This is a genomic window from Pontibacter diazotrophicus (genome assembly GCF_003367245.1).
GTDB classification, from domain to species: domain Bacteria; phylum Bacteroidota; class Bacteroidia; order Cytophagales; family Hymenobacteraceae; genus Pontibacter; species Pontibacter diazotrophicus.
Map to the genome: position 1 here is coordinate 1 of NZ_QRGR01000049.1, position 25275 is coordinate 25275.

General features: G+C 48.1%; 26 protein-coding genes and 1 rRNA gene. 16 read left to right on the forward strand and 11 right to left on the reverse strand.

Annotated elements, in window-relative coordinates:
* Positions 1-131 precede the first annotated feature (131 nt).
* A 5S ribosomal RNA gene (rrf, locus tag DXT99_RS25495) occupies positions 132-243 on the forward strand.
* A gap of 21 nt (positions 244-264) precedes the next feature.
* Here the strand turns inward: rrf and DXT99_RS27255 are convergent.
* The 6 genes from DXT99_RS27255 to DXT99_RS25520 all read right to left on the reverse strand — a co-directional run bounded on the left by DXT99_RS27255 (position 265) and on the right by DXT99_RS25520 (position 5075).
* Positions 265-441 (reverse strand): hypothetical protein, encoded by a 177-nt coding sequence (locus DXT99_RS27255; RefSeq protein ID WP_181885267.1) that lies wholly within the window; start codon positions 439-441, stop codon positions 265-267.
* A gap of 86 nt (positions 442-527) precedes the next feature.
* Positions 528-1703, reverse strand: coding sequence for a ribonuclease D (locus DXT99_RS25500; RefSeq protein ID WP_115568429.1), 1176 nt, complete (start codon positions 1701-1703; stop codon positions 528-530).
* 147 nt (positions 1704-1850) lie between these two features.
* Positions 1851-2072, reverse strand: coding sequence for a hypothetical protein (locus DXT99_RS25505; RefSeq protein ID WP_115568430.1), 222 nt, complete (start codon positions 2070-2072; stop codon positions 1851-1853).
* A gap of 335 nt (positions 2073-2407) precedes the next feature.
* Positions 2408-4150, reverse strand: a complete 1743-nt coding sequence (locus DXT99_RS25510) for a M28 family metallopeptidase (protein WP_115568431.1) — start codon at positions 4148-4150, stop codon at positions 2408-2410.
* A 69-nt stretch (positions 4151-4219) separates the two neighbouring features.
* Positions 4220-4699 (reverse strand): very short patch repair endonuclease, encoded by a 480-nt coding sequence (locus tag DXT99_RS25515; RefSeq protein ID WP_115568432.1) that lies wholly within the window; start codon positions 4697-4699, stop codon positions 4220-4222.
* Between the two features lie 70 nt (positions 4700-4769).
* On the reverse strand, positions 4770-5075 hold the full coding sequence (locus DXT99_RS25520; protein ID WP_147294314.1) for a WYL domain-containing protein: 306 nt from the start codon (positions 5073-5075) through the stop codon (positions 4770-4772).
* Between the two features lie 849 nt (positions 5076-5924).
* On the opposite strand from DXT99_RS25520, the gene DXT99_RS25525 reads away from it, so the two are divergent.
* From DXT99_RS25525 to lpdA, 3 genes are all read left to right on the forward strand, one after another.
* Entirely contained in the window at positions 5925-8684 is a 2760-nt protein-coding gene (locus tag DXT99_RS25525) for a 2-oxoglutarate dehydrogenase E1 component (protein WP_115568434.1), read from the forward strand.
* A 109-nt stretch (positions 8685-8793) separates the two neighbouring features.
* On the forward strand, positions 8794-10359 hold the full coding sequence (gene odhB, locus DXT99_RS25530) for a 2-oxoglutarate dehydrogenase complex dihydrolipoyllysine-residue succinyltransferase (RefSeq protein ID WP_115568435.1): 1566 nt from the start codon (positions 8794-8796) through the stop codon (positions 10357-10359).
* 210 nt (positions 10360-10569) lie between these two features.
* The gene (gene lpdA / locus DXT99_RS25535; RefSeq protein ID WP_115568436.1) at positions 10570-11973 is read left to right on the forward strand and encodes a dihydrolipoyl dehydrogenase; all 1404 of its coding nucleotides are present in this window, start codon (positions 10570-10572) and stop codon (positions 11971-11973) included.
* 99 nt (positions 11974-12072) lie between these two features.
* Here lpdA and DXT99_RS25540 read toward each other — a convergent pair whose 3' ends face one another.
* Genes DXT99_RS25540 through DXT99_RS25555 form a run of 4 tightly spaced genes read right to left on the reverse strand, consistent with a single transcriptional unit; the run spans position 12073 to position 15024 of the window.
* The gene (locus tag DXT99_RS25540; protein ID WP_115568437.1) at positions 12073-12774 is read right to left on the reverse strand and encodes a DUF4097 family beta strand repeat-containing protein; all 702 of its coding nucleotides are present in this window, start codon (positions 12772-12774) and stop codon (positions 12073-12075) included.
* Between the two features lie 29 nt (positions 12775-12803).
* Positions 12804-13700 carry a DUF4097 family beta strand repeat-containing protein gene (locus tag DXT99_RS25545; RefSeq protein ID WP_246001045.1) on the reverse strand — a complete coding sequence of 299 codons (897 nt, stop codon included), beginning with the start codon at positions 13698-13700 and terminating at the stop codon, positions 12804-12806.
* 33 nt (positions 13701-13733) lie between these two features.
* Positions 13734-14525, reverse strand: a complete 792-nt coding sequence (locus DXT99_RS25550) for a HEAT repeat domain-containing protein (RefSeq protein WP_115568438.1) — start codon at positions 14523-14525, stop codon at positions 13734-13736.
* On the reverse strand, positions 14512-15024 hold the full coding sequence (locus DXT99_RS25555; protein ID WP_115568439.1) for an RNA polymerase sigma factor: 513 nt from the start codon (positions 15022-15024) through the stop codon (positions 14512-14514). The genes DXT99_RS25550 and DXT99_RS25555 overlap by 14 nt, the downstream gene beginning before the upstream one ends.
* Before the next feature lie 311 nt (positions 15025-15335).
* Here DXT99_RS25555 and DXT99_RS25560 point away from each other — a divergent pair, with 311 nt between their 5' ends.
* The 6 genes from DXT99_RS25560 to DXT99_RS25585 all read left to right on the forward strand — a co-directional run bounded on the left by DXT99_RS25560 (position 15336) and on the right by DXT99_RS25585 (position 18684).
* Complete coding sequence (locus DXT99_RS25560; protein WP_115568440.1) at positions 15336-16187, forward strand: ABC transporter ATP-binding protein; 852 nt, start codon at positions 15336-15338, stop codon at positions 16185-16187.
* Positions 16177-16416, forward strand: a complete 240-nt coding sequence (locus DXT99_RS25565) for a hypothetical protein (RefSeq protein WP_115568441.1) — start codon at positions 16177-16179, stop codon at positions 16414-16416. The genes DXT99_RS25560 and DXT99_RS25565 overlap by 11 nt, the downstream gene beginning before the upstream one ends.
* Before the next feature lie 4 nt (positions 16417-16420).
* Positions 16421-17164 (forward strand): hypothetical protein, encoded by a 744-nt coding sequence (locus DXT99_RS25570; RefSeq protein ID WP_115568442.1) that lies wholly within the window; start codon positions 16421-16423, stop codon positions 17162-17164.
* 1 nt (position 17165) lies between these two features.
* Positions 17166-17537, forward strand: a complete 372-nt coding sequence (locus DXT99_RS25575) for a GntR family transcriptional regulator (RefSeq protein WP_115568443.1) — start codon at positions 17166-17168, stop codon at positions 17535-17537.
* A gap of 29 nt (positions 17538-17566) precedes the next feature.
* Positions 17567-17743 carry a hypothetical protein gene (locus DXT99_RS27260; RefSeq protein ID WP_181885268.1) on the forward strand — a complete coding sequence of 59 codons (177 nt, stop codon included), beginning with the start codon at positions 17567-17569 and terminating at the stop codon, positions 17741-17743.
* Between the two features lie 149 nt (positions 17744-17892).
* Complete coding sequence (locus tag DXT99_RS25585; RefSeq protein ID WP_115568445.1) at positions 17893-18684, forward strand: pentapeptide repeat-containing protein; 792 nt, start codon at positions 17893-17895, stop codon at positions 18682-18684.
* An 11-nt stretch (positions 18685-18695) separates the two neighbouring features.
* Here DXT99_RS25585 and DXT99_RS25590 read toward each other — a convergent pair whose 3' ends face one another.
* Complete coding sequence (locus DXT99_RS25590) at positions 18696-19289, reverse strand: hypothetical protein (RefSeq protein ID WP_181885269.1); 594 nt, start codon at positions 19287-19289, stop codon at positions 18696-18698.
* Positions 19290-19388: 99 nt separating this feature from the next.
* Here DXT99_RS25590 and DXT99_RS25595 point away from each other — a divergent pair, with 99 nt between their 5' ends.
* The 6 genes from DXT99_RS25595 (at position 19389) to DXT99_RS25620 (ending at position 24911) form a co-directional block, all read left to right on the forward strand.
* Positions 19389-19610, forward strand: a complete 222-nt coding sequence (locus DXT99_RS25595; protein ID WP_115568446.1) for a PLDc N-terminal domain-containing protein — start codon at positions 19389-19391, stop codon at positions 19608-19610.
* 401 nt (positions 19611-20011) lie between these two features.
* A complete protein-coding gene (locus DXT99_RS25600) occupies positions 20012-20731 on the forward strand; it encodes an ABC transporter ATP-binding protein (protein WP_115568447.1) in 720 nt (239 codons plus the stop codon).
* Between the two features lie 50 nt (positions 20732-20781).
* On the forward strand, positions 20782-22026 hold the full coding sequence (locus tag DXT99_RS25605) for an ABC transporter permease (protein ID WP_115568448.1): 1245 nt from the start codon (positions 20782-20784) through the stop codon (positions 22024-22026).
* 94 nt (positions 22027-22120) lie between these two features.
* Positions 22121-23371 (forward strand): ABC transporter permease, encoded by a 1251-nt coding sequence (locus DXT99_RS25610; protein WP_115568449.1) that lies wholly within the window; start codon positions 22121-22123, stop codon positions 23369-23371.
* 41 nt (positions 23372-23412) lie between these two features.
* Positions 23413-23784: a four helix bundle protein gene (locus tag DXT99_RS25615; protein WP_115568450.1), complete on the forward strand. Its 372-nt coding sequence runs from the start codon at positions 23413-23415 to the stop codon at positions 23782-23784.
* A 29-nt stretch (positions 23785-23813) separates the two neighbouring features.
* Entirely contained in the window at positions 23814-24911 is a 1098-nt protein-coding gene (locus DXT99_RS25620) for an efflux RND transporter periplasmic adaptor subunit (RefSeq protein WP_115568451.1), read from the forward strand.
* The last annotated feature ends 364 nt before the right edge of the window (positions 24912-25275 follow it).

Here is a 25275-nt window from a genome sequence, read left to right on the forward strand (position 1 = left end):
TAATTGCCCGAGCGCGTTCTCAAACGTGGAAACACTAGCCGTAACGCGGCCCGCTGCTTTCATGCTCTCCCTCTTTCCCAACTAGTCAAAACAACTATAAAGCATCATTGCGGTCAGCATCGCAGAACGACAATGGTGGCTATGGCTCCGGTGAGCACCTCTTCCCATCCCGAACAGAGAAGTTAAGCCCGGACGCGCCGATGGTACTGGGGTCACACCCGGGAGAGTAGGTGGCCGCCAACACCACAACAAGACGCCTCACCCTCACAAGGGGTGGGGCGTTCTTGATTTATACCCAAGCCGGTCGCGGCCCGGCATGCGCAGGGTTTGAGGAAGGGCAGGAGCAATCGTCATGAGGAAATAGCAGTCGCCTTGTTTTATGCGCGCTGCCTGATGCGGGGACTGGTCGCGACATTTCCGTAGAAGATGTCGGTAACGCATAGAGGAATTACAGGTATACAAACAGAGAAGCCCCGGCTTTATAGCCGGGGCTTCTCTGTTTTGGTATAGCACAAATGGTATGTTTTCTATCTATCTTTCATGATAGGCTCAGGCAAAGGTATATCCAGTTCTGAAGCTGCATCTAAGATAATATCCGTAGCGTACTGCTTTGTACAGCGCAACTGCCCTGTAATGCTATATTCAGTGATGAGGCTTTGCGTGATAATAAGCCGTGAGGCGAATTCACCATACTTCGACATGATATGCTTCTGTACAGTTGCCAGTTCCTCTTTGCGCCTCTCTGTCTCCGGCGTGCGGGGAGGGCGCTGCCAGCGGTTGCTTGGGTAATCATGACTGATGTTCTCTGCCTTGGCTTTACTTTTAGCTTCCTCTAAGGCCTCCTTTAAAAGCTTCTCATTGCGAGACCGCTTAAGAGCACCATGTATCCCTTTTGTATGGTTCAGCCACTCGTGTACATCTGTGTTAGGGTTAGTAGCAAGTTCCACCAGCCCTTCGTTAGAAATTACGTAAGATGAAGGCTTATTTAGTTGCTTCCCCATCTCATCCCGAAAAGCGAAAAGTTCTTTTAGGATATACTGTTGATAATTGTTAAGCCTGTAAGCGTTACGGAGCTTCATATGCGGATTTTCCGGCTCCGAATATATCAGTGACTCCAGTAGGCGGTTCTCCTCCTGTAGCCAATGCATCCGCCCTTCCTTTTCAATTTTTGTTACCAATCTCTCTTTTACCTGGTGCAGGTAAATCACATCAATGGCTGCATATATTAGTTGAGCCTCTGTAAGCGGGCGCTTGTTCCAGTTACTGGACTGCTGCGACTTATCTACCTCCTGATCAAATTCTTCCTTCATGACCGTTGCCAACGACGACCGCTCATAGTTCAGGATTTTAGCGGCTACGTCAGTGTCCATTACGCCGCGGATGTTACAGCCTAATTTGTCAAGCAGTAGGATGTCGTTGTTGGCGTGGTGAATGATCTTTGTATACTGCTTATCCTCTAGTAGTTCAAAAAGCGGCTGCAGGCTGTCTATAGTAAAAGGGTCTACAATATAGCACGTTCCGTTTCCATCTGATATTTGCACAAGACATAGGTTGAAACCATAAGTAAAGCGGTTTTGGTCAAACTCAAGGTCCAGGGCCAGCTCCTTGTGTTGTCGCAGATTCTTAATTGCTGCAAGCAGTTCAGCATCTGTTTCTATCAGCCTTATGGTTACGCCATCATGTGTTAGCGTTTTATTTTCCATTCCTAAAGGTAAAAAGATTGCGGCATATATGTACTTCTGAATTCTTTCTTTTAGGAGATACGCTTACTATTTGTTGCAGAGCCGTTGGTACAAAAAAGGTCTCTGCCTTTTGAGCAGAGACCTTTTTTGTTATATAATTAAAGTTTATTACTGTACTGGTGGCTGCTCCTCCTGAATTTCATCAGCCACACCATCATTTACAGTTGTATCCTCTAACACCGTTGTGTCTTCGGTTTCCATATCCATTTCTACCTCCTCAGTAGTTTCGAAGTTTTCTGATTCAGTAGTAGTTGTTGTATCTTCAGATGAGCAAGCCGTAAATGCAACCATTGCAAAGGCGGCGAATGCTAATTTCCATGTCTTTTTCATAATCGAAATATATTTGGTTTTGTACTTCTTTATACGAAAAGTGCGAAAAGGTAACCTTTCGATAACGTAAAAGTGTATTTTTTTAAAGTTAGCGGCAGGAAAGTATAAGTGAAAGGCAAGAAAATGTAGATGTTCGTTAAACCATGGGTAAACAAATCTGATCTTGTGGTGAAAGTCTGGAATTGTATAGTTAAAGATTAACTATATAAAGTTATAGAACTTAGCCTGCCTTGCTATATGCTATCATCAATGCATATTAAAATCAGTTTAAAAGCCGGCGTGCCTCCTGTACAAATACTGTACAGGAGGCACGCCGGCTTTTATTGATATGATAGCTACAGTGCTCTGGTGCTGTCAGTTGCTGCTGAAAGAGATGCTTCACGCTTGGCTTTGAATTCAGTCCCCGGCTTCCATTCCGGCAGCCGCTCTGTGTTGGCCACGCTGTATCCAACGCGCAGGAAGAGCTGAAGGTCTTCTATAGCGCCTTCCAGGTTCCAGTCGTCACGCACTTCATCTGAAAGCTTGTGGTAATCGTTGGCCGTATAGTTATCGCTCCATTGCTGTACATAGTCAGCTGGTTGGTTCCGCGCTACTACCCCTGACTTCGCATATAAAGCCGGCACGCCCTGTTTCGCAAACTCGAAGTGGTCTGAGCGGTAGAAAGAGCCCTTTTCTGGTGAGGCCTCTGGTACAATCCGGCGGTTCTGTGTAGCTGCTTCCGTTGCCAGTACATCTTCCAGGGTGGAGTTGCCATAGCCGATGACCACTACGTCTTCGGTCGGACCATAAGCATTCAGTACATCCATGTTAATGTTAGCTACTGTTTTGTTCAGCGGGTAGAGCGGGTTCTCAGCGTAATACTTAGAGCCGAGAAGGCCTTTCTCCTCCGCAGTAACAGCCAGGAACAGGATAGAGCGCTTTGGCTTGGTTGGCATAGCAGCATAAGCTTCTGCCAGTTCTATCAATCCGGCTGTGCCTGTGGCATTGTCTAAGGCTCCATTATAGATCTGATCGCCCTGTAGCGTCTCATCTTTGCCGAGGTGGTCCCAATGAGCAGAATATACCACATATTCATCCTTCAACTCCGGGTCAGCGCCTTCCAGCTTTGCAACTACGTTCCGGGACTCAATTTCACGCAGTTTGTTTTGTATGCTGAAACTGGCAGTGGCATTCAGCGGCACTGGCTTGAAATCTTTCTGCAGGGCTGCCTGCTTTAGTTGCTGCAGATTATGGCCTGCCGCTGAGAAAAGTTGATCTGCTTTGGCTTGCGTAATCCAAGCTTCTACAGCAGCGAGGTCCATGTTTTTGTTTGCCTTTTGTATATCAAAGTTCTCACGGCTCCAGCTGCCCGAAACCACCTCGTAAGGATAACCGGCTGGCTCTGTTTCGTGGATGATAATGGCTGCAGCGGCACCTTTCTCAGCGGCAATTTCATACTTATAGGTCCAGCGGCCATAGTAGGTCATAGCCTTGCCTCCAAACATGGCCGAGTCCAGTTCGCTGGCATTCGCAGCGCTTGGTATAGGCGGGTCGTTGATAAGCATCACAATTGTCTTGCCTTCTACATCAAGTCCTTTGTAGTCATCCCAACCGTATTCCGGAGCCACAATGCCATACCCTACAAAAACCATTTCTGAATTGTTGATGTCGATGTTGGGCACAAAGCGGCGGGAGACAGCTACGTAATCTGAAGGGAAGTTGAGCGGAATAGTTTTACCACCCGCCTGGAAAGATGCCTTTGGCTGGGCCGTAAAACCGACCATCGGCACTTCCTGCACATAGGTACCATTGGGGTTACCCGGCTGTAACCCTATTTGCTTGAATTGGCGGGTGAGGTAGTTTACGGTGGAGTCTTCGCCTGCAGTGCCCGGGCCACGTCCTTCAAAAGCGTCGGAGGCCAGCACAGTAGTATGCTCTAGAACATCAGCAGCATTAATGGTTTGCAGAGCGGGCTGCAGGTTAGTACTGTCTGCGGTGGCAGTTGTCGCTGCGTCTGTTTCGCCGACCTCCCGGGAGCTCTCGTTGCACCCTAGCGCTAACAGCCCCATCAGGCCGAGCAGCGGAAAATGTTTCTTCATAGATGTTGATTTAGGAAAGATTCCTCAAGTTAAAGATTTTTTAGAAACCAGAGATGGGGACTGCACTATTTAAGCAGCTACCTCCCAGCTAAATGGCACGCCACGGTGCAGTTGTTGAATCAAAGTAAGGCTGCCAGCCATATCCTTTTGCAACTGGCACTCCCAGATGACAATGCGCTGCCAGCCAGCCTCCCGGTACAGTTGCTGGTATCGGTTATCACGGCTTTTGTTCTTCTCGAATTTCTCCTGCCAGAAATCAACGTTCGTTTTCGGGAGAGAGGGTTGGCAGTAGGGGCAGCGGTGCCAGAAGCAGCCATGTATAAAGATGGCTAGGCGGCGGCCAGGGTAGCAGACATCAGGCTTGCCAGGAGCTTTAGGCCAGTGCACGCGGTAGCCGCGCAGGCCGGCATGCCAAAGCGCGCTGCGCAGGGTAAGCTCAGGCTTTGTGTTCTTGCTCTTATTGCCCCGCATATAGCGGCTTGTCTTTTCCGCTGCTGTCAGAAGAGGTGGTGGAGCGGTGTATTTCTTTTTCCTGCGTTTTGCTGCCAATGTGCTGCATGCTTTTATGCAGGTGTATAACAAGCAGCAGGTGCAGATAGTGCCGCGAAAGGAGGGGAGATTAAATGCGGTAATAGATGCGGTTCATGGAGCTGTTGTAGGGGTCGTAGCCGGGGCGCTTTTTGCAGAACCTGTCATCCAGCAGTTTTACGTTTTCCATGTTACTGAACAGGAAGCAACGCCAGCCTGCTGCTGTGTTGCCAGGAGCTTTCTTACTGTCAAACCAGGCACAGAGGCAGTCCTGGTTGTGATGGTTCACGCCTACTAAGTGAGGCTCCACTATATAATTTTCGCCACTATAGTCGAACTGTATGAGTAACCTCGCCCCAACAGCTCTGGAAAGCTCTTCTAAAAGATAACTATACATAGCGTACATGTTTGAGTGTAACAGAATATTCGAATTTTATCTTTATCGCAGCTTTGTCTTGAGATAGTGTTGTTCTGTGTTAAATAAATCTAACTTATTGTTTGTCTTTTACATAGGAAACAGTACTGTATAAAGTAACATAGCAAAAGGATGGAACCAGGAGTAGTATGGTTGGAAGTGGTTGCGCAGCATGCTGTTTCGATGGACGTACAGTTGATTAAAACCAGAAAAAGTAACACAGGTGGTTATTTACTGAACTTCAGTATTCGGTATGTTCGAGTTCGACACGAGCAAAAGAGGCTGTTAGTGGCAGGCAGGTGTTCTTCTGAAGAAAGGTGTGCTGGCTACAGTGGCAGCCCGGCATAGATACAGGTGCTTCTGGTAGAGGTTCCTTTTATAAGTGTACTCAATTGGCGATGCAAACCTGGCAAGGTGCAGTGGCTTCTCCCTTTATGACCTGTTCTGAATATGCTGTTACTCTGAATATTCAGCGGGTACTTGGTTTACTGAAGATTCTAAAAACCGGTACAGGATATCGCCGTTTAAACTAATTGTGCTGACTAAATTCCGATCACTTAAAGGAGTATCACGCGCGTTTTCCTGCCACATAGAAGTGATTACATAATCATTGAACTAAAATATGGGAGGTTGTATAGGTTTTCTTTATCTTACGACGCAAATACTATGTAACAAACTGCCGACATGCCCATAGGAAAAGCAGGTGAAGATAATGCCTAATTGAGCTTAAGGTATTTGGTTTATAGATGTATTCGCTTAGGCGGATACGCAGTATTTGATATTTATATAATACGTTTAACTTTACCTTTGATAAAAGGCAGTAAATAATTTATGGATAAATATAGCTATATCGCTAATGCGCACGGCGATTATATTGATGAGTTGTACAAAACTTATCAACAGGACCCGGAGTCAGTGGAATTCGGGTGGCGCAAGTTTTTTGAAGGGTTTGATTTTTCAAAAGCTTACGGAGAAAACGGCCATGCAACCGAAAACGGCGCTGTTGCAGCTCCTGCTAAAGGAGGAGTAGCACAGGAGGAGTCGGAGAAAGAGGTGGCGGTGCGAAACTTCATTTATGCTTACCGCAGCCGTGGCCACCTGCGCTCTAAAACAAACCCGGTGCGGGAACGCAAAGACCGCAAGGCCCTGCTCGACCTGAAAGACTTCGGTTTGTCTGATGCTGATCTGGATACTGTTTTTCAGGTGGGTGAAATCATCGGCATTGGTGCCGCCAAACTGCGCGATATTGTAGCGGCGGTTCAGAAGATTTATGAAGGCGCTATCGGCTATGAGTACATGTACATCCGCGACCCGGAGGTGCTGTCCTGGCTTCAGAACAAGATTGAGAACGAATCCCTGAATTTTAACCCGGGCATCGAATACAAGAAGCGCATTCTATCCAAGCTGAATGAGGCAGTAGTATTCGAGAACTTCCTGCACACGAAGTTCCTGGGGCAGAAACGCTTTTCACTGGAAGGTGGTGAAACAACGATACCGGCACTGGATGCCATCATGGACAAGGCTTCTGAGCTTGGAGCAAAAGAAGTAGTGATTGGTATGGCGCACCGTGGCCGCCTGAACGTGCTGGCCAACATTATGGGCAAAACCTATGAGCAGATTTTCTCTGAGTTTGAAGGTACGGCCGTTCCGGACCTGACGATGGGTGATGGTGACGTGAAATACCACATGGGCTTCTCCTCTGAGGTGACAACGGCATCAGGCAATTCGATTAACTTGAAACTGGCGCCCAATCCATCGCACTTAGAGGCGGTGAATCCGGTGGTAGAAGGCTTTGTGCGTGCAAAAATCGATTGCATGTATGAAAATGACTCCCGTAAGATTGTGCCTATCCTGATCCACGGTGATGCTGCCGTAGCTGGTCAGGGCATTGTGTACGAAGTAACGCAAATGGCGAAACTGAGTGGTTACCAGACAGGTGGTACCATCCATTTCGTTATCAACAACCAGGTTGGGTTTACCACTGATTTTGAAGATGCCCGTTCTTCTATCTATTCTACTGACGTTGCCAAGATTATAGATGCGCCGGTGCTGCACGTGAACGGCGACGATCCGGAGGCAGTGGTCTTTGCGGTGCGTCTGGCAACAGAATACCGTCAGAAGTTCGGCAACGATATCTTTATTGATATGGTGTGCTACCGTCGTCACGGCCACAACGAGTCTGACGAGCCGAAATTCACACAGCCACAACTGTACAACCTTATCTCAAAGCACGCAAACCCACGCGAGAAGTATAACAAAGAGTTGATTAGCCACGGTGCGGTTGATGCCGAACTGGCGCAGAACATGGACAAGGAGTTCCGGCAGATGCTGCAGGACCGCCTCGACATGGTGAAGCAGAAGCCCCTGCCTTACAACTACCAGGTGCTGGAGAAAGATTGGCAGGAGTTACGCCGTTCTACGCCAGAGGACTTTAACCAATCGCCGGAAACAGCTATCTCTGCAGAAGCGATTGAGAAGGTAGGAAAGGCCCTGACGGCGCTGCCACAAGGCTTTAAGCCACTCAAGCAAATTGAGAAGCTGATAAAAGAGCGCAAAGAGATGTTCTTCGAGACAAAGCAACTGAACTGGGCAGCCGGTGAATTGCTTGCTTACGGTTCTGTTGTGCTGGATGGCAAAATTGTGCGTTTCTCCGGGCAGGATGTGCAGCGTGGTACGTTCTCGCATCGCCACGCCGTATTGCATGATGCCGTTACCAGCGCTCCATACAACAACCTGAACCACATAGACGAAGAAGGAACAGGTTCTTTTGAAATTTACAACTCGCTGCTGTCAGAGTATGGCGTGCTGGGCTTTGAATTTGGCTACGCCATGGCAAACCCGAATGCACTCGTAATATGGGAAGCACAGTTCGGTGACTTTGCCAACGGTGCCCAGGTCATGATCGACCAGTTTATCACAGCTACAGAATCGAAGTGGCAGCGGATGAATGGTCTGGTGATGATGCTGCCGCATGGCTACGAAGGGCAGGGGCCTGAGCACTCCAATGCGCGTCCGGAGCGTTTCCTGCAACTGGCTGCCGAGAACAATATTTTCGTGACTTATATCACGACACCAGCCAATCTTTTCCACTTCATGCGCCGTCAGCTGGCCTTGCCTTTCCGCAAGCCTGCTATCAATATGTCGCCAAAGTCGCTGCTGCGTCATCCGCTGGTAAACTCTCCAATAGAGGAATTTACATCAGGCGGTTTTAAAGAAGTGATTGGTGATGATTATGCTGACGCCAAATCAGTGAAGAAAGTGTTGCTTTGCTGGGGTAAAGTATACTTCGATTTGTTAGAAGAGCAGCAGAACAACAAGCGCAAGGATATAGCCATTGTGCGCATGGAGCAACTAGCCCCTTTCCCTAAGGTGCAACTGGAGGCGGAACTGAAGAAGTATAAGAATGCTAAAGTTTATTGGGTACAGGAAGAGCCTGAGAACATGGGTGGCTGGGCCTACATCCTGCGCTCGATGCGCAAGGGGGTAGAAGATGTGGTTGCCCGCAAGGCAAGTGCCTCGCCTGCCACAGGTTACTTGAAAGTGCACGTGAAAGAGCAGCAAAACCTTGTTGAACGCGCCTTTTCAATATAGTTAGGAACGAAGAGTGATGGACTGGAATAGTTAATTTTAGCTATTTTAGTCCATCACGCGTGTTTCATCCGTAATTTATAATTCGTAATTCATAATTGAACAAATATATATGAGCTTAGAAGTTAAAGTGCCTGCCGTAGGTGAGTCGATCACCGAGGTAACGATAGCCCAATGGCTAAAGAAAGACGGTGACCGTGTGGAGATGGATGAGGTGATAGCTGAGCTGGAATCTGACAAAGCCACATTCGAACTGCCAGCCGAAGGAGCAGGCATTTTACGTATTGTAGCACCGGAAGGCGAGACCGTTGAGGTAGGTGCTACCCTATGCAGAATTGAAGAGGATGGCGCAGGTTCTCCTGCCCCTGCAAGCCCGGCTGCCGAGGCGTCTGCTGCCCCACAGGAGGCTGCTCCTGCCGCAGCACAAGGCGGTGGCGAAACTGTTGAAATGGTTGTGCCGACAGTAGGTGAGTCTATCACGGAGGTAACCATAGCCAGTTGGCTGAAAAATGACGGCGACCGTGTGGAGATGGATGAGGTGATAGCAGAATTAGAGTCTGACAAAGCAACATTTGAGCTTCCGGCAGAAGCCGCAGGTACGCTGCAGATTGTAGCGCAGCAAGGTGACACTGTGGAAATTGGCGGCCTGCTTTGTAAAATAGTAGCAGGTGCTGGTGCGCCAGCTGCAAAACCAGCTGCTCAACCTAGCGCTCCTTCTGCTCAGCCAGCTGCACAGCCTGCCGCTGCTACAGGTTACGGTAACCAGACCTATGCTTCCGGCACACCATCGCCGGCTGCAGGCAAAATTCTTTCTGAGAAAGGCATTAACGCCGCCGATGTGCAGGGCACAGGCCGTGATGGGCGTATCACAAAAGAAGATGCACAGAGCGCGCAGAAAGCTGCTGCCAAGCCAGCGGCAGCCCCTGCTCCAAAGCAGGAGGCAACTGCCGCTTCTGAGGCTCCGGCTGCAGCCGGAGAGCGCAACCAGCGCCGTGAGAAAATGAGCTCGCTGCGTAAAACAGTTGCCCGCCGCCTGGTGCAGGTGAAAAACGAAACGGCCATGCTCACTACCTTCAACGAGGTCGACATGAAGCCGATTATGGACATCCGTTCGAAGTACAAGGAGAAGTTTAAGGAGAAGCACGAAGTAGGCCTTGGCTTTATGTCGTTCTTCACAAAGGCTTGTACCGTTGCCCTGCAGGAGTGGCCGGCAGTAAATGCCCAGATAGACGGAAACGAAATGTTGTTCAATGACTTCTGTGATATATCCATTGCAGTTTCATCTCCGAAAGGCCTGGTAGTGCCGGTTATCCGGAATGCGGAGAGCCTGTCGCTGGACGGTATCGAGAAAGAGGTGATTCGCCTGGCGAAGAAAGCCCGCGACGGTAAATTGTCTATCGAGGAAATGACAGGCGGTACCTTCACCATCACCAACGGTGGTGTGTTCGGTTCTATGATGTCCACGCCAATCATCAACGCTCCGCAGTCGGCTATATTGGGTATGCACAACATCGTGCAGCGCCCGGTAGCTATAGATGGTCAGGTAGAAATCCGGCCAATGATGTACCTGGCCCTGTCTTACGACCACCGCATCATTGATGGCCGTGAGTCCGTTTCCTTCCTGGTGCGCGTGAAAGAGTTGCTGGAAGACCCGATGAGACTGCTCCTTGGAGTATAAATTTTTGATTGAGGTGGAGGAGGAGAGGCTATAAAGGTTGCTCCTCCTTTGCTTTTATAGCTCTTGCAGTACCGATACCCACCCCTGCCCCTCCCAGGAGGGGAACTCGGTACTGCAAAAATCCCCTCCTCGGAGGGCAGGGATGGGTCTTACATTTAGAGGGAAATCAGATTTAACACAACGAGAGGAAGCTCTCCTAAAAATAAGAAAATGAAATACGATGTAACCGTTATCGGTTCTGGACCTGGTGGATATGTAGCGGCTATACGCTGTGCGCAGCTAGGCCTGAAAACCGCCATTATAGAGAAATACACAGTACTGGGTGGTACCTGCCTGAACGTAGGCTGTATCCCGTCTAAAGCGCTGTTGGATTCTTCTGAGCATTACCACGCTGCAGCACACTCTTTTAAAGAGCATGGCATTGAGCTGGACAACCTGCAGGTAAATATTCAGCAAATGATCAAGCGCAAGGGAGAAGTGGTGAAGTCGAACAACGACGGCATCACATACCTGATGAAAAAGAACAAAATCGACACCTTCTTTGGTCTTGGTTCTTTTGTTAGCAAGAACAAAATCAAAATCACCGGTGTGGATGGCAAAGAGCAGGAGATAGAAACAGACAAAACCATTATCGCTACCGGTTCTAAGCCGACATCGCTGCCATTTCTGCCAGTCGATAAAAAACGTATCATCACCTCTACAGAGGCTCTATCGCTGACAGAAGTACCAAAGAACCTGATCATCATTGGTGGTGGTGTAATCGGGTTAGAGCTAGGCTCCGTATATGCGCGCCTTGGTGCCAAAGTGCAGGTAGTGGAGTACATGGATTCCATCATCCCAACCATGGACCGTGCACTGGGCAAAGAACTGCAGCGTGTACTGAAGAAGACGCTCGGCTTTGAGTTCTTTATGAGCCATAAAGTAACCGGTGCTACCAACGAAGGTGAAACCGTTAAAGTAACGGCTGAAAATCCAAAAGGCGAATCGGTAACATTTGAAGGCGACTACGTGCTGGTATCTGTTGGCCGTAAGCCGTATACCGAAGGCCTTGGCCTGGAGAATGCCGGTGTGCAGATGGGCGACCGGGGTATGATTGCCGTAAACGACCACCTCGAAACAAACGTGCCCGGCATTTACGCTATTGGTGACGTGGTGCGTGGTGCCATGCTGGCGCACAAAGCCGAGGAAGAAGGCGTGCTGGTAGCGGAGCAAATAACAGGTCAGAAGCCGCACATCAACTACAACCTGATTCCGGGTGTGGTATATACCTGGCCGGAAGTGGCAGGTATAGGCTTCACCGAAGAGCAGTTGAAAGAGCAGGGGCGTGCCTACAAGTCAGGTTCGTTCCCATTCAAAGCCTCTGGCCGTGCCAAAGCCTCTGGCGATACAGACGGTTTTGTGAAGGTACTAGCTGATAAGGAAACAGACGAAATTCTGGGCGTGCACATGATAGGCCCACGTATAGCAGACCTTATTGCCGAAGCGGTGATAGCCATGGAATTCCGTGCCTCGGCAGAGGATGTGGCCCGTATGAGCCACGCGCACCCAACCTATGCCGAAGCTATGAAAGAAGCCTGTTTAGCCGCGACAGAAAACCGTGCTTTACATATGTAAGCAGAGTTTTGATTGAAATATATAACAAACAGCGCCACCTCAACTGAGGTGGCGCTGTTTGTTTTTAGCCCTGCGCACGCTGCGAGGTCTATTAAAGAACTAGTCCTGCTTCCGAAGGTAAATATCGTTGCTGATGCTTTCGAGGCTAATCAAAGAGCCGCCGCCGTTCACGTTGCCTTTAAGCTCATAGCCAACCATCGGGGCATTTTCTCTTCCGTTCGTGAAATCAATACCCAGGTCTGAGTATACTTCACCGGTTATAGTCTCCAGGGAGACGGTCGCCCCTTTTCTTTCGGACCAGTTCATGTCTACAAAGCCGCTAATAGATTTAGCCTGCACAGGACCAGTCAAACCTCTTAGTTCTATGTCGCCGTTGATGGTTTCCACAGTTAAGTCGGCATCACGGGGTACAAAGATTTCATAGTTAATATTGGTGCAGGTAACGCTGTACTCCCCATTTACCTGCATGATGTTGCTTTTATTTTCAGGGCAATCCTCGGCTTTACCATTCTTCAGCAACTCCTTGTCTAAGTCTACCTCGGCACGTGCGCTTTCATTATCAGCCTTGAAATTAAGAAGCAGCGCATCATTCAGCTTGCCGTTGTTTATCTCATAGGTTACTTTAATGGAGGCTTCGTCTTTATCCCAGGCGGTTATCTTAATGTCGTTGCCAAAGGTAAGCTTCAGGTCTACTTTTTTGTTGGCCGGTACAGGCAACACTTTCTCTACTGTTTCGGATTGAGCTTGTAAATTCGTGGTAAAAGCAAACCACAATAAGCTTAAGATGAATACTTTTTTCATAGTTCAGGTCTTTAGTGAATGGTTCAGAATTATTTGCTTTTGCGGATGAACATGTCGCCGGTGATGGTATACAAGCTCATTTCTACTCCACCGCCATTGGTGGTGCCTTCAATGGTATTGCCTCCTGCCACTTTAGGCAGGCCACTCTTGGTGTTGTTCTTCGCCAGGTTCATGTCGAAGTCTGAATAAATTTCTCCCTGTATAGATTTGAGCTTGAGGTTTGTCTTAGTGTTAGCGGGCAAAGTCACGTCTACCGCACCAGCCACAGAGGAGATAGCGCTAGGCTTGGTTTGGTTGAGACTGGAGAATTTAATAACAATATCGCCAGCCGTGGTATTGGCTATAACAGGCCCCGATACATTGGTAAGGTTGGCGTTGGAACTGGTTAGCTTTAACTCTATCTCGCCGTTGGTGTCTGAAACAGAAACATCGTCACCGGTCCAGTTTGTCTCTTCGTAAACTACTGCCGCATTCCTGGGCACCCTGATAACGTAGTTGCCATCCTGGCGGGAGGCTTTGCTGATGCGGAGCGTGTTATTCTCTTTTGTTACCGCCAGTCCAAAGCCAGTATTGTCTTCTGACTGGTTGTAGAGTGGCTTCAGGCCTTTAGCACGAGCAGGTGGTTCCTCGTAGGCGTCTGATGATTCTATGATAACTTCATCAGAATTATGCCCCACTACCTGCACACCGCTGTTGAACATGGTGATAATGACGCGGCTGTCTTTGTTGTTGGCGAGTTTTACCCGGTGTGTGAGCGGCTTGTTCTGTTCTGCTGCGGCCTCCTGGCCTTTGTCATTGCTATACACCATAGCCATAGGTCCACCGTATTTCTCTGCGTTGTTGCTTTGTGCGGATACTGCAGGCGCGCACATGGCCTTGCTGGTAAGCATCAGGCATACCGATGCCAGTAACATTACTTTTTTCATGTTTTATTTTATACTAAATGTCAGAATTTGATTTTATATAAGGATGCCGATTCCTTCTTCGGCTTTGTGCTTCACGATGGGTAGGAGGTTCTCCTGCTCTGCCAGTTTCTGAAGTGGCTCTACCGCTTTTTTCTCTTTTATTTTCACCAGCATGTCGATAAGCGTAATCTGCATCAGCGGGTCTGTCTGTAGCGGCAGCGACTGGATAAAAGCATCCCGCACCTGTTCGTTATCCTTAAACTGATAGAGTGCCTCGCTGGCAGCAAGCCGTACGTTCACATTCGGGTCGCTGTTCATGGTGCGGATGAGCAGGCTGATGACCTCGTCATCTTCAGGACTTGCCTCAAATTCCTGGCTCACCACTTTAATGCGGTCGCTGGCTGAATAGTCTGCCGTAGCACCCGCTGCCAATACCTCCTTCATCTCCTGTATTTCCTGTCGCAGGGCAGCTATTTCCGGGGCTTGTGGTGCTGTGGAAGAAGGTTGCATGAACCGGCTTCCGGCCCAGAAAGCACCAGCTATAAGTAATATGCTGGCTGCCACATACCAGTAAGAAACTGCCTGTTGCACCGGGAAAAACAACTGCTTCCCCTGTTTTGGCGTCTCTTTCTCTATTTTTTCAAAGAGCCAGTCGTCTGCTAAAAACTTATCCAGTTGCGCTTCCTGCTGCTGTGCATAGTGCCGAAACTGCGCCGCATGCGGCTGCAAGTGCTTCGGCAGCTCTTGCCCCTGGGTAAAGTAATCCTTCAGGTGCTTTTCTTCTGCCACGGTGGTTTCGCCGTCGTAGTATTTTTGCAGCAGCGCTTCTATGTTATCCCACTTCATAATTCTCCAGCTTTAAAAAACCGTCTCGTACACTTTTGCGGGCCCTCGAAAGAATAACCCGGATGTTGTTGACGGTTAAGTTTGTTATCTGCTCCATCTCCTCAAATGAGAGGCCTTCCACATCGCGCAGATGCAGAATGAGCTTTTGCTGTTCTGGCAACGCGGCCAGTAAGCCCTGCACCTTGCTCACACTGTCAGCCTCTTCAGTTTGCTGGTAAGGCGTTGCCTCTCCTGAACCTACCTCTAAGCCTGTTACATCTACTGTGCGCTTTCGTTTGCTGGTCTTTACTCTGTCCAGGCACAGGTTTTTTGTAATGGTCATGGCAAAGGCCTCAATACTGGTGTAAGCGTGCAGCTTGTGCTTGTTGATCCAGAGTTTCAGGAATACGTCCTGCAAAATATCTTCTGCTTCTTCTTTATCATGAAGCATAAAGACAGCCAGCCGATACAGCTTTTGCTTTGCAGGAAGCACCTTGATTTTAAACTCTTGTAAGTCCATTCAATAACAGAGACGACCGGGGTGGGAAAACATTACAGTAAGCTATAAAATATTTCCAGGAGTGTGAAGGGGCTGCCTCATAAGGGGGAATTCATTCTGTAAAAACACCTGTTAAAGCGATGCTGTAGCACCTTAAGCTACATAAATTGGAATGTATAGCTTGTAAAAGGAACCTTATTATCCTCTCTGTCAGTTGTTTACATCTTTCTTCCCCTACAGAAAAATATTTTTTACAAAGAGCTTGACAATATCAAAACCATTTATACCTTTGTAGTGTACTATGTAACTAATACACTAACCCAGGTATAACTATGATAGCCTTAAAAGATATTCACTTCCGGTACAAGAAGAACAAGCCGCTCTTCGAGAACCTGAACTTAACCCTGGAACCCTGCTTTATTTATGGGCTGCTGGGAAAGAATGGTGCTGGTAAGTCATCGCTGCTGAAGCACATTTCCGGATTGCTCTACCCGGACAGCGGGCAGTGCACTGTTTTTGGATTTGATGCCCCGGCACGTAAGCCCGCCATGCTGGAAGACATTTACATGATACCGGAGGAGTTTAACCTGCCGGCTATCAGCCTGAGCAACTATGTGAAAACAAACGGCGTGTTCTACTCCAAATTCAGCTTTAATCAATTGCAGGCTTACCTGGCTGAATTTGAGCTGGACGAAAATGCTAAACTCTCCACGCTGTCTTACGGGCAGAAGAAGAAGTTCCTGATTGCCTTTGGCCTGGCCACAAACGCCCGCCTCCTCATCCTGGACGAGCCAACCAACGGGCTGGATATTCCTTCCAAAAGCCAGTTCAGAAAAATTATGGCGGCCTCTCTGGATGAAGAAAAAATCATCATTGTCTCCACGCACCAGGTGCGTGACCTTGAGAACCTAATTGATAACGTGGTGGTGCTGGAGAAAGGCCACATCGTCTTCAACCGCAACATGGGCGAAATATCAGAAAAGCTGGCCTTTGAATACAACCTGGCTGGCGTGCCCGCAGAGGAAATCCTGTATGCCGAGGATATGCATGGCCGAAAAGCAGGCATCGTAAAAAACATAGCCGGCCACGACGCACGCGTAGATCTGGAGCTGCTGTTTAATGGCATCGTGAAAAACGCTGCCGGTATAAACGAACATTTTGCCAACTACAAGTATGAATACTAAACCACAAAACCTGCGCTACCAGCTTAAGCAGCTACGCATGAAAGGAAGTTCACTATTGATTGCCTTCGCAGCCTTTAGCTGTGCCTTCCTGGTAGAGACGGAGCAGGTAGACGTTGCTTATCCTTTAGAACTTGTTCTGAAGAGCTTTACAAACGACCCGATATCTTTTCGAATTTGTTCTGAAAGGCTTATAACCGACCCGATTATTCTGACCATTAGTACAAAATAAAACCATGAATACAGAACTAAACTTCAAACGGCTGGGCTTCTTTTTAAAGAGGCAGCTGTATTTAAACTTCAGCAGCATGTGGATTGCCATAGGCGCCATTCTGGGCTTGCTGCTCATCATCTCTGCGCTGTTTGCATATTTTAATGACAACCCGGATATTGTCCTTAACCTGCGCAACCTGTACCTGGTCGTGTATATGCTGGGCGGCTACATTTTCACCAGCAAGGTTTTCGATGAAATGCACGCCCCGCAGAAAAGCTATATGTTCCTGACGCTGCCCGTGTCGGCGGCAGAAAAACTGCTGGCTGCCTGGTTCATCACTTCTCCGGTGTATGTGGTTGTAGCTGGGCTGGTTATGGTGCTGCTCTCCTTCATCAGCGCATCATTGGCAGGAAACGTAGAGGCCTTTCCTTATTTGTTTGATGAGACTTTCTTTAACTGTGTAGGAGTGTACATGGTCACGCAGGCCGTGTTCTTTTTAGGAGCAACTACCTTCCGGAGCAACAACTTCCTAAAAACAGTGTTGGCGCTGATTGTGGTGGCGCTGCTGATTGCTGCATATACCGGGTTATTAGGTTATATTTTATTTGGCAATTCAGGAATGCGTTTTGAGGAAGGGAAAGCAAATGAATTTGAGAAAACAGCAGAATTTGTTACAAACACTGTGATACCGTTCCTGTTCTGGTTTGTCTTTGCCCCGTTCCTGTTATTGGTTTCCTATTTTAAATTAAAAGAAAGGCAGGTGTAAGATGGAATTTAAAGAAAATCAAGCCATATATCTACAGATAGCGAACCGCTTTTTCGACAACATACTTCAGAAGAAGTGGGACAGCGGCGACAAAATACCTTCTATCCGCGACATGGCCGTGGAGTTTGAGGTGAACCCGAACACAACGATGCGGACATTCAATTACCTGCAGGATAAAGGGGTTATTTATAACAAGCGAGGCATTGGTTATTTTTTAGCCGATGACGGTTTTGAGAAAACCATTGCCCTGAAGAAGGAGCAGTTTCTAGAGGAAGACCTGCCGGTGTTTCTTAAAAATATGCAGCTGCTGGGGCTGTCGCTGGATGATCTGAAGGTGTACGCAGCTAGGTATAACGGTGCAAGTGTTAATTGATAGCTATTATCAAGTTAAAAAGATATAACATGAAAACGAGTAATAAACTATTGCTGGGGGTGCTTATCGTAATGCTCTTGTGCGTTACAGTTGTTCTGGGCGCGGCAAAATATTATGCTTTAGATGCCTCGGTCGTAACGACGCCCCGTGGGGCACCGCAGCCTCCTGCCGTACCGGAAGCCCCCGCGCCTCCTGCTGCCGAATAAGTAATTTGTACCGACGCCCGCTGACATGGAAAATGCCGCGGGCGTCGGTGCTTTTTCTATTTTTTTCACTTCATCAGGCAACCTTTCCTCCAGGTGCTCCATCTATAAGGCAAACACCTCCGCTGAATGTAGAACCATTAACATAAACTATGATGAGAAAAGTACAGGTATTATTCGTGTTACTGTTATTACCGTTGCTGTCGTTTGGGCAAATAAGAGTAGATGCTTCGGAGATTCTTCAAAAAATTAACCGGGGAGAGGCTGTATCCTACCAAAACGCCGAGATAACAGGCGACCTGGACATGACGAGGCTGCAGAATATGAAGCTGAAAGACGGGGAAAGCGGAGATTCTAAAGAATACATCAGCACCGTGACCAGTCCCCTTACCTTTATCAACTGCACGTTCAAAGGCGATGTACGGGCTTACTATAATCCGGATAACGGAACATCCGGCTTTTTCAATAACAGCTCCAATGAGGTGTATAATACAAACTTTGAGCGGGATGTGCTTTTTGAGAACTGTAAGTTTGAGCAGGAAAGCGCCTTCAAGTATTCAGCGTTCAACGGTTCAGCCTCTTTCGTTAGCAGCCGCTTCTCAGAGGATGCGCTCTTTAAGTATACTAAGTTTGCGGAGAATGTAAATTTCAGCAATGTACGTTTTCAGGATGAGGCTAACTTTAAGTATGTGAAGTTTCCGAAAGGAATCAGCTTTGCCGGCGCTACTTTTGAGGAAGAGGCAAACTTTAAATACGCCAAATTCCAGGAAGGTGTAAACTTCCAGAAGGCCTTTTTCGATGGAACGGCTAACTTCAAGTATGCTAAAATATCAGATTCCTTCAACATAAAGGGAGCTAATTTCCGGGGCGGAGACGACTTTAAATACACCAAGCTGAATGACAGGTCTGTTTCACTGTCTTCGCTGCAAAGCATGAATAACTAGGGCTATCATTCCTAAACAGCGCCACCCACTGAGGTGGCGCTGTCTTTTATAAGGGCTATCATGCTGCTGAGCCCTTCGCTCAAGCTAAGGTCTTTAACAGGTGGCATCGCCAGCCACTCCGCCCGCACCTGGTTGATGAACGGCGTATCCATTACAGCATTTTCTGCACATCTGCTTGCGGCTATTACCGCTGCAATGGCCGTCTTCAGCACATTCGCCTTCACGCGCAGGGTGTATCTGGCGTAGCGGGCAGGATGCAGGTGCACATACCGGCCCTCCACCACTCCCCAGCGCATCACCCAATCTGTGCCATCAGAAAGTGGAACAAGCCGATAGCCAGTCCCTGCCGTATTCAGGAATTCCTGGTAAACATCTGATTGCTGCAGGTGGCGCTCCTGTAAGTACTGCAGCACCTCCGTCGCAATCTGCAGCGGCGACAGCGGGCCTGTGTACAGGTCTAACTGCGAACCACCAATGGTCAGTAAGGCAGCTTTCAGTTCTGCTTCCGGAGTAGCGGTGCTGTGTTCTACGAACGCTTTTATAAAGCTTAAATGGTGCTTAAGCGGGTGGAACAAAATGGGAGCAGGAAGTTGTGCTGAAAACATGCTTTTGAAGGCTTATGTAAAATTGTTTTACTGGTGGAGAAGCGGTTTTTGTTTTTTATATATAAAAAGTTATATTGAACAAAACCAAACCTGAAATTCATGTCAAGCTTATTGTTGTTTCTTGGTGGCATAGGTATAATAGAAATCATAATGCTTCTCGGTCTGCTCCTAATATGGCTTTATGCCGTAGTGGAAATCGTGACGGGTACTTTTCAGAATAATATTGACAAGTTAGTATGGCTCTTACTTGTGCTGATAGTGCCGCTGGTTGGCGTGATTTTATACTTTCTGATAGGCAGGAGAAGAAGATTAGCAGGATAAATAGAACTAAATAGATACGTTGGAAAATCAAAAGTCCTTCAGCTGCTGCTGAAGGACTTTTTTATGTTACAACTTTCTGCGGCAGGAAGCCTTTTGCTGTTTTACCAAGGCCCTGGAAACTCATCCTAAAAGATTTTTTCTGCGAAGCAACCCAAACGCTTCTTTATACATCTATTCCATTACAAAGCAGCCGTTCCCTCTTTGATTCTACTTATTGTTCGTATTGGCGGCTTTGTCCCCTGAAGTACTGAGTATTAGCCTGTTGGTCGATAAGAAGGTGCTGTAGGTCGATATAAAGGCATTGTAAGTCTAAATAGATCAATAAAAAGTATAACAAACGGTACCTTGTATAACAAACTACCGTTATTTAAAAGGAGCCAGCCACTTAAAAGCCGCAGCTTATGATTCAGCTAAACAACATCCATAAATACTACGCCATGGGCCATAATAAGCTGCATGTGCTCAAGGGAATTGATATGCATGTGCGGGAGGGTGAGTTTGTGTCTATTATGGGCTCCTCCGGGTCAGGGAAGTCCACATTGCTGAACATCCTGGGCATCCTCGACGACTACGATACTGGAGAATACATGCTGGCCGGCACGCAAATAAAGAATCTGTCGGCCTCTAAAGCGGCTTTTTACCGCAATAAGTTTCTGGGCTTCGTGTTCCAGTCGTTTAACCTGCTCTCGTTTAAGAACGCAATGGAAAATGTGGCACTGCCGCTCTATTACCAGCAGGTAAGCCGCAAGCAGCGCAACAAGCTGGCGCTGGAGTATCTCGATATGGTGGGGCTGAAGGACTGGGCAGAACATTCACCAAACGAAATGTCGGGAGGGCAGAAGCAGCGGGTGGCTATTGCGCGGGCACTTATCTCACAGCCTAAACTCATCCTTGCCGACGAACCAACCGGCGCCCTGGATAGCCAGACATCCTACGAAGTGATGGACATTTTCAAAGATGTTAACCGCAAAGGCATGACGGTGGTGATTGTGACGCACGAAAATGATATAGCTGATCAGACGCACCGCATCATCCGCCTGAAAGACGGACTCATTGTAAACGATCACGGTCTTCCTGAAACTGCCGATGCAGTCATAACTTCCGGAGAAGTAGCAGGATAGCTAGAGCCACCTTGATACAGCAATTAACAATTTAACAAACAGCACTCAACATGTTTGACCTTGATAAATGGCAGGAGATAGGCGCAACGATGCAGAAGAACAAGCTGCGTACGTTCCTGACAGCCTTTGGTGTGTTCTGGGGTATCTTCATGCTGGTGCTGTTGCTAGGCGCAGGCAAGGGGCTGGAAAACGGGGTGTATAACCGTTTCGGGGACGGTGCCAAGAACAGCATTTTTATATGGAGCGGCAAAACAGCAGTAGCGCACAAAGGCTTGAAACCGGGGAGGGAAATCAAGTTCACAAACGAAGACATGCGGGCGATTGAGCGCGAAGTGGCAGAACTGAACATGATGGCGCCCCGCAACAGGGTTTTCGGGGAATACACCATCAACTACAAAAAGCAGAATGGCTCTTATATGGTTTTTGGCATAGCGCCGGAATACCAGGAAATGAGTGGAGAGCGTGTTTACCGTGGGCGACTGCTGAACCAGTATGATGAGGCCGAGAAACGGAAGGTGGTGGTGCTTGGGGAAATGGCCAGTAAAGTGCTGTTTGGCGAGCAGGATCCGATAGGAGAATATGTCAATATCCGGGGCATTCATTTTAAAGTGGTAGGTACGTTTAAAGTGTCTGGCAACAACAGCAGCCGCCGCGAAGAACGGGCCTATATCCCTTTTTCCACGCTTCAAGGTGCTTTTAACCAGCCTAACCAGGTGCAACTGATGTTGCTGACAGCAAAGGACGGTGTGCCTGCCGCCGTAATGGAAGAGCGCCTCCGGAGCCTGCTCTCGCAGCGGCACAAGTTCTCTGGTGAGGATGACATGGCGCTGGGCGTGGAGAACACGGAGCAGGAATACCTGAAAGTACAGGGGCTGTTCAACGGTATCAAAATTTTCGTCTGGATAGTCGGCATTGGTACCCTGATAGCTGGCATTGTGGGGGTGAGTAACATTATGCTGATTATTGTGAAGGAACGCACCCGCGAAATAGGTGTCCGGAAAGCGCTGGGTGCCACACCCTTCTCTATTGTGAGCCTGATTCTGCAGGAGTCGGTGGTCATCACGGCATTTTCCGGCTATATGGGCTTGCTGGCAGGAACCGGATTGCTGGCGCTGCTGGAGTATATGCTGGTGTCGTCGGGGGCAGAGATGGCCTTTTTTGGCAACCCTGAGGTAGATTTTAGTGTGGCGTTAGCGGCTACCGCATTGCTGGTTTTGTCAGGTGCTATCGCAGGGCTGATGCCTGCCCTGAAAGCCGCCAACATCAAGCCCATAGAAGCCCTGAGGGCAGACTAATAACTGAATTTTGAATAACGGAATAACTGAATAGCAGCATCATGAAAGGATTATTCAATCATTCAAAATTCAGTCATTCAAAATTGAAGAAGCTATGATCGACATTGATAAATGGACCGAGATTTATAACACCGTAAAGAGGCACAAGCTGCGTACGGCGTTAACAGCCTTTGGCGTGTTCTGGGGCATTTTTATGCTGGTGGTATTGCTGGGGGCGGGCAAAGGGCTGGAAAATGGTATTACCAGTGAATTCAATATCGCTAAGAACGCTGTCTTTATCTGGACGCAGCGCACCAGCGTTCCTTACATGGGGCTAAAAGCGGGGCGCTTCATCCAAATGACAAACGATGATGTGGCTGCCATAAAATCAAACATAGCAGAGGTAGGTGTGGTAGCGCCCAGCAACCAGCTTAGAGGCGACTTTGCCGTGAACTACAAAGACAAAAGCTCTGCTTTTACCGTGAATGGCGAAACGCCTGAAATGTTATCTGTAAAGCCGATGAAAGTGACCACCGGACGTTTCGTGAATAGCATTGACCTACGGGAGAAGCGCAAAGTGGCTGTGGTGGGACCGCGTGTGCTGGAGGTGCTGTTTCCGGGGGAAGAGCAGCCTATCGGCAAGTACATCAGCATTAAAGGCAGTTATTTTCAGGTGGTAGGTACTTTTGAGCCTGTCGGCAAAGGGGAAGACATTGTGGAGGACTCTAAAGTGATTTTCATACCACAAACTACGCTGCAGCAGACATACAATGCAGTAAACAAAGTCGATTTTATGGCGCTTGTTCCCAAACCCGGAGTGCCTGCCGTCGTGATAGAAGATAAAGTAAAGGCCCTGCTGATGGAGCGCCATAATGTTGCCCCTGAAGATCTGAAAGCATTTGGTTCCGCGAACGTGGAGAAAGAGTTTCAGGATGTGCAAGGGCTGTTTGCCGGCATTGCCGGGTTTAGCTGGCTCGTAAGCATCGGCACCATCCTGGCGGGCATTATTGGGGTGGGCAATATTATGCTGATTGTGGTGAAGGAGCGGACAAAGGAAATCGGGGTGCGCAAAGCATTGGGCGCCACACCATGGTCCATCATCAGCTTAATCATTCAGGAATCTATTGTTATTACAGGCATGGCTGGTTACGTGGGGCTGCTGACGGGCACAGGCATTATCGCGCTGATAGAGTATTTCATGCGCAAGTTTGATGTGCAGGCGGGCTTCTTTGGTATTCCGGAGGTAAACTTAGGCATAGCCGTTACGGCTACTGTGCTGTTGGTTTTCACCGGTGCCCTGGCAGGGTTGATACCTGCCACCAAAGCTGCAAGGGTTAATCCTGTTGTAGCGCTGCGCGACGAGTAAATCATTTAACAATTAACAGCTGTCATTTAACAAACAACAGTATGATACACGGCAAAGAGAATGTGCTTTACAATAAAGCTTATGCTTTTGCAATACGAGTGGTGAAGGCTTATCAATATCTGGAAAAGGAGAAAAGAGAATTTATACTGGCTAAACAATTGCTGCGCAGTGGTACATCGATAGGTGCTAATGTGGCAGAGGCCAATGGTGCTATTTCTGACGCAGAATTTTCAGCTAAGCTCTCTATTGCTTACAAAGAATGCCTGGAAACCAAATATTGGACAGACCTCTTAAAAGATACAGGCTACATAAATGAAAAGCAGCATGTAAGCATGTTTACGGATGCTGATGAACTGGGTAAGATGCTGTTCACCAGCATTCGCAAGATAAGAGGTCTCCGAACTGATAAATGATAATTGATAACTGATAATTGAGTTTCGCTATGAAAAAGGTATTGCTTGGCGTTTTTGTCTTGGTGTTTTTAGGCCTCTCTGTCTGGTTGGGCTATTACTTCTATAACAAAGCGAATACGGATCCTGTGGTATACAAAACGGAGACGCCGTTTGAGACAGCGATTGTGAAAAAGACCGTTGCCACCGGCTCTATCGTGCCGCGCCGCGAGGTGCAGGTAAAGTCGCAGGTGTCGGGCACGGTGGAGGAACTGCACGTGGAGGCCGGACAGGTTGTAAAGAAGGGACAACTGCTGGCTAAAATCAGGATAGTGCCCAACATTGTGAATGTAAACAATGCTGAAACACAGCTGCAGACGGCTAAGCTGAATTTTCAGGAGGCGGAGCGTGAGCTAGCGCGTTACGACAAGCTATATGAGCAGAAAGTGGTGCCGGAGCAGGAGTACCGCAAATATAAAGCAGACTTCGCCCTGAAACAGGAGGCTATGCAGGCGGCAGAGAACAACCTGCAGTTGGTGCGCGAAGGCTCCTCGCGCAAAAGAGGCCAGGAGTCGTCTAACTTAGTGTACTCCACCATAGATGGTATGCTGCTGGATGTGCCGGTAAAAGTGGGTACGTCCATCATCGAGCGCAACAACTTTAACGAAGGCACTACCATTGCCACCGTGGCCGATATGCGCAGCCTCATCTTTGAAGGTAAGATTGACGAATCGGAAGTGGGCAAACTGAAAGAGAACATGGACCTGCTGCTAACCATTGGTGCCATTGAAGGTCGTGTTTTTAATGCAAAACTGGAGTACATCGCTCCGAAAGGTGTAGACGAGGAGGGCTCTATTAAGTTCCCAATCCGGGCTCAGGTGCTGCTGGATGAAAAAGACTTTATCAGGGCAGGCTATAGTGCCAACGCCGACATTGTGCTGGACAAACGCGATAAAGTGGTCGCCATTAAAGAAAGCATGCTGCAGTTTGATAAGGAGCAACCTTATGTAGAGGTGGAAACGGCTCCTCAGAAATTTGAGAAGCGCATGATTAAGACCGGCCTGTCAGATGGTATTAACATTGAAGTTGTTTCAGGACTGGATAGAAAAGAAAAAGTGAAAGTGCCTGAAGTCGGCATTGCACAGATTTAATACCCTACGCCTCTTGCAGCAAGTTCCAGCGGGACGTACTGTTGATAGCTTGATTCTCTAAAGTCCCTATGAGCTTCAGCGGAGCGACCTGTTTGGTCTAAATGTACAGGCCGCTCCGCTGGAGCTTGAAAAGTGAAGGCGTTGATTTCTATCAACAGGTCGTCCCGCTGGGATTAAATTAAATAAGGAGATCATCGGTGTCGGCCGACAAAAACTATATCATCATGATAACAATTAATACCAAATAGTCTAAAGAACCTTCCATAGCTGTTTTCTGTTTTTTTTGTATGGGAAGAGCAGTTAAGACAGACATCAGAGAAAGCGCAGGGGATTTGCTGAGGCGTGGCAGAAAAGAGTCTCACCC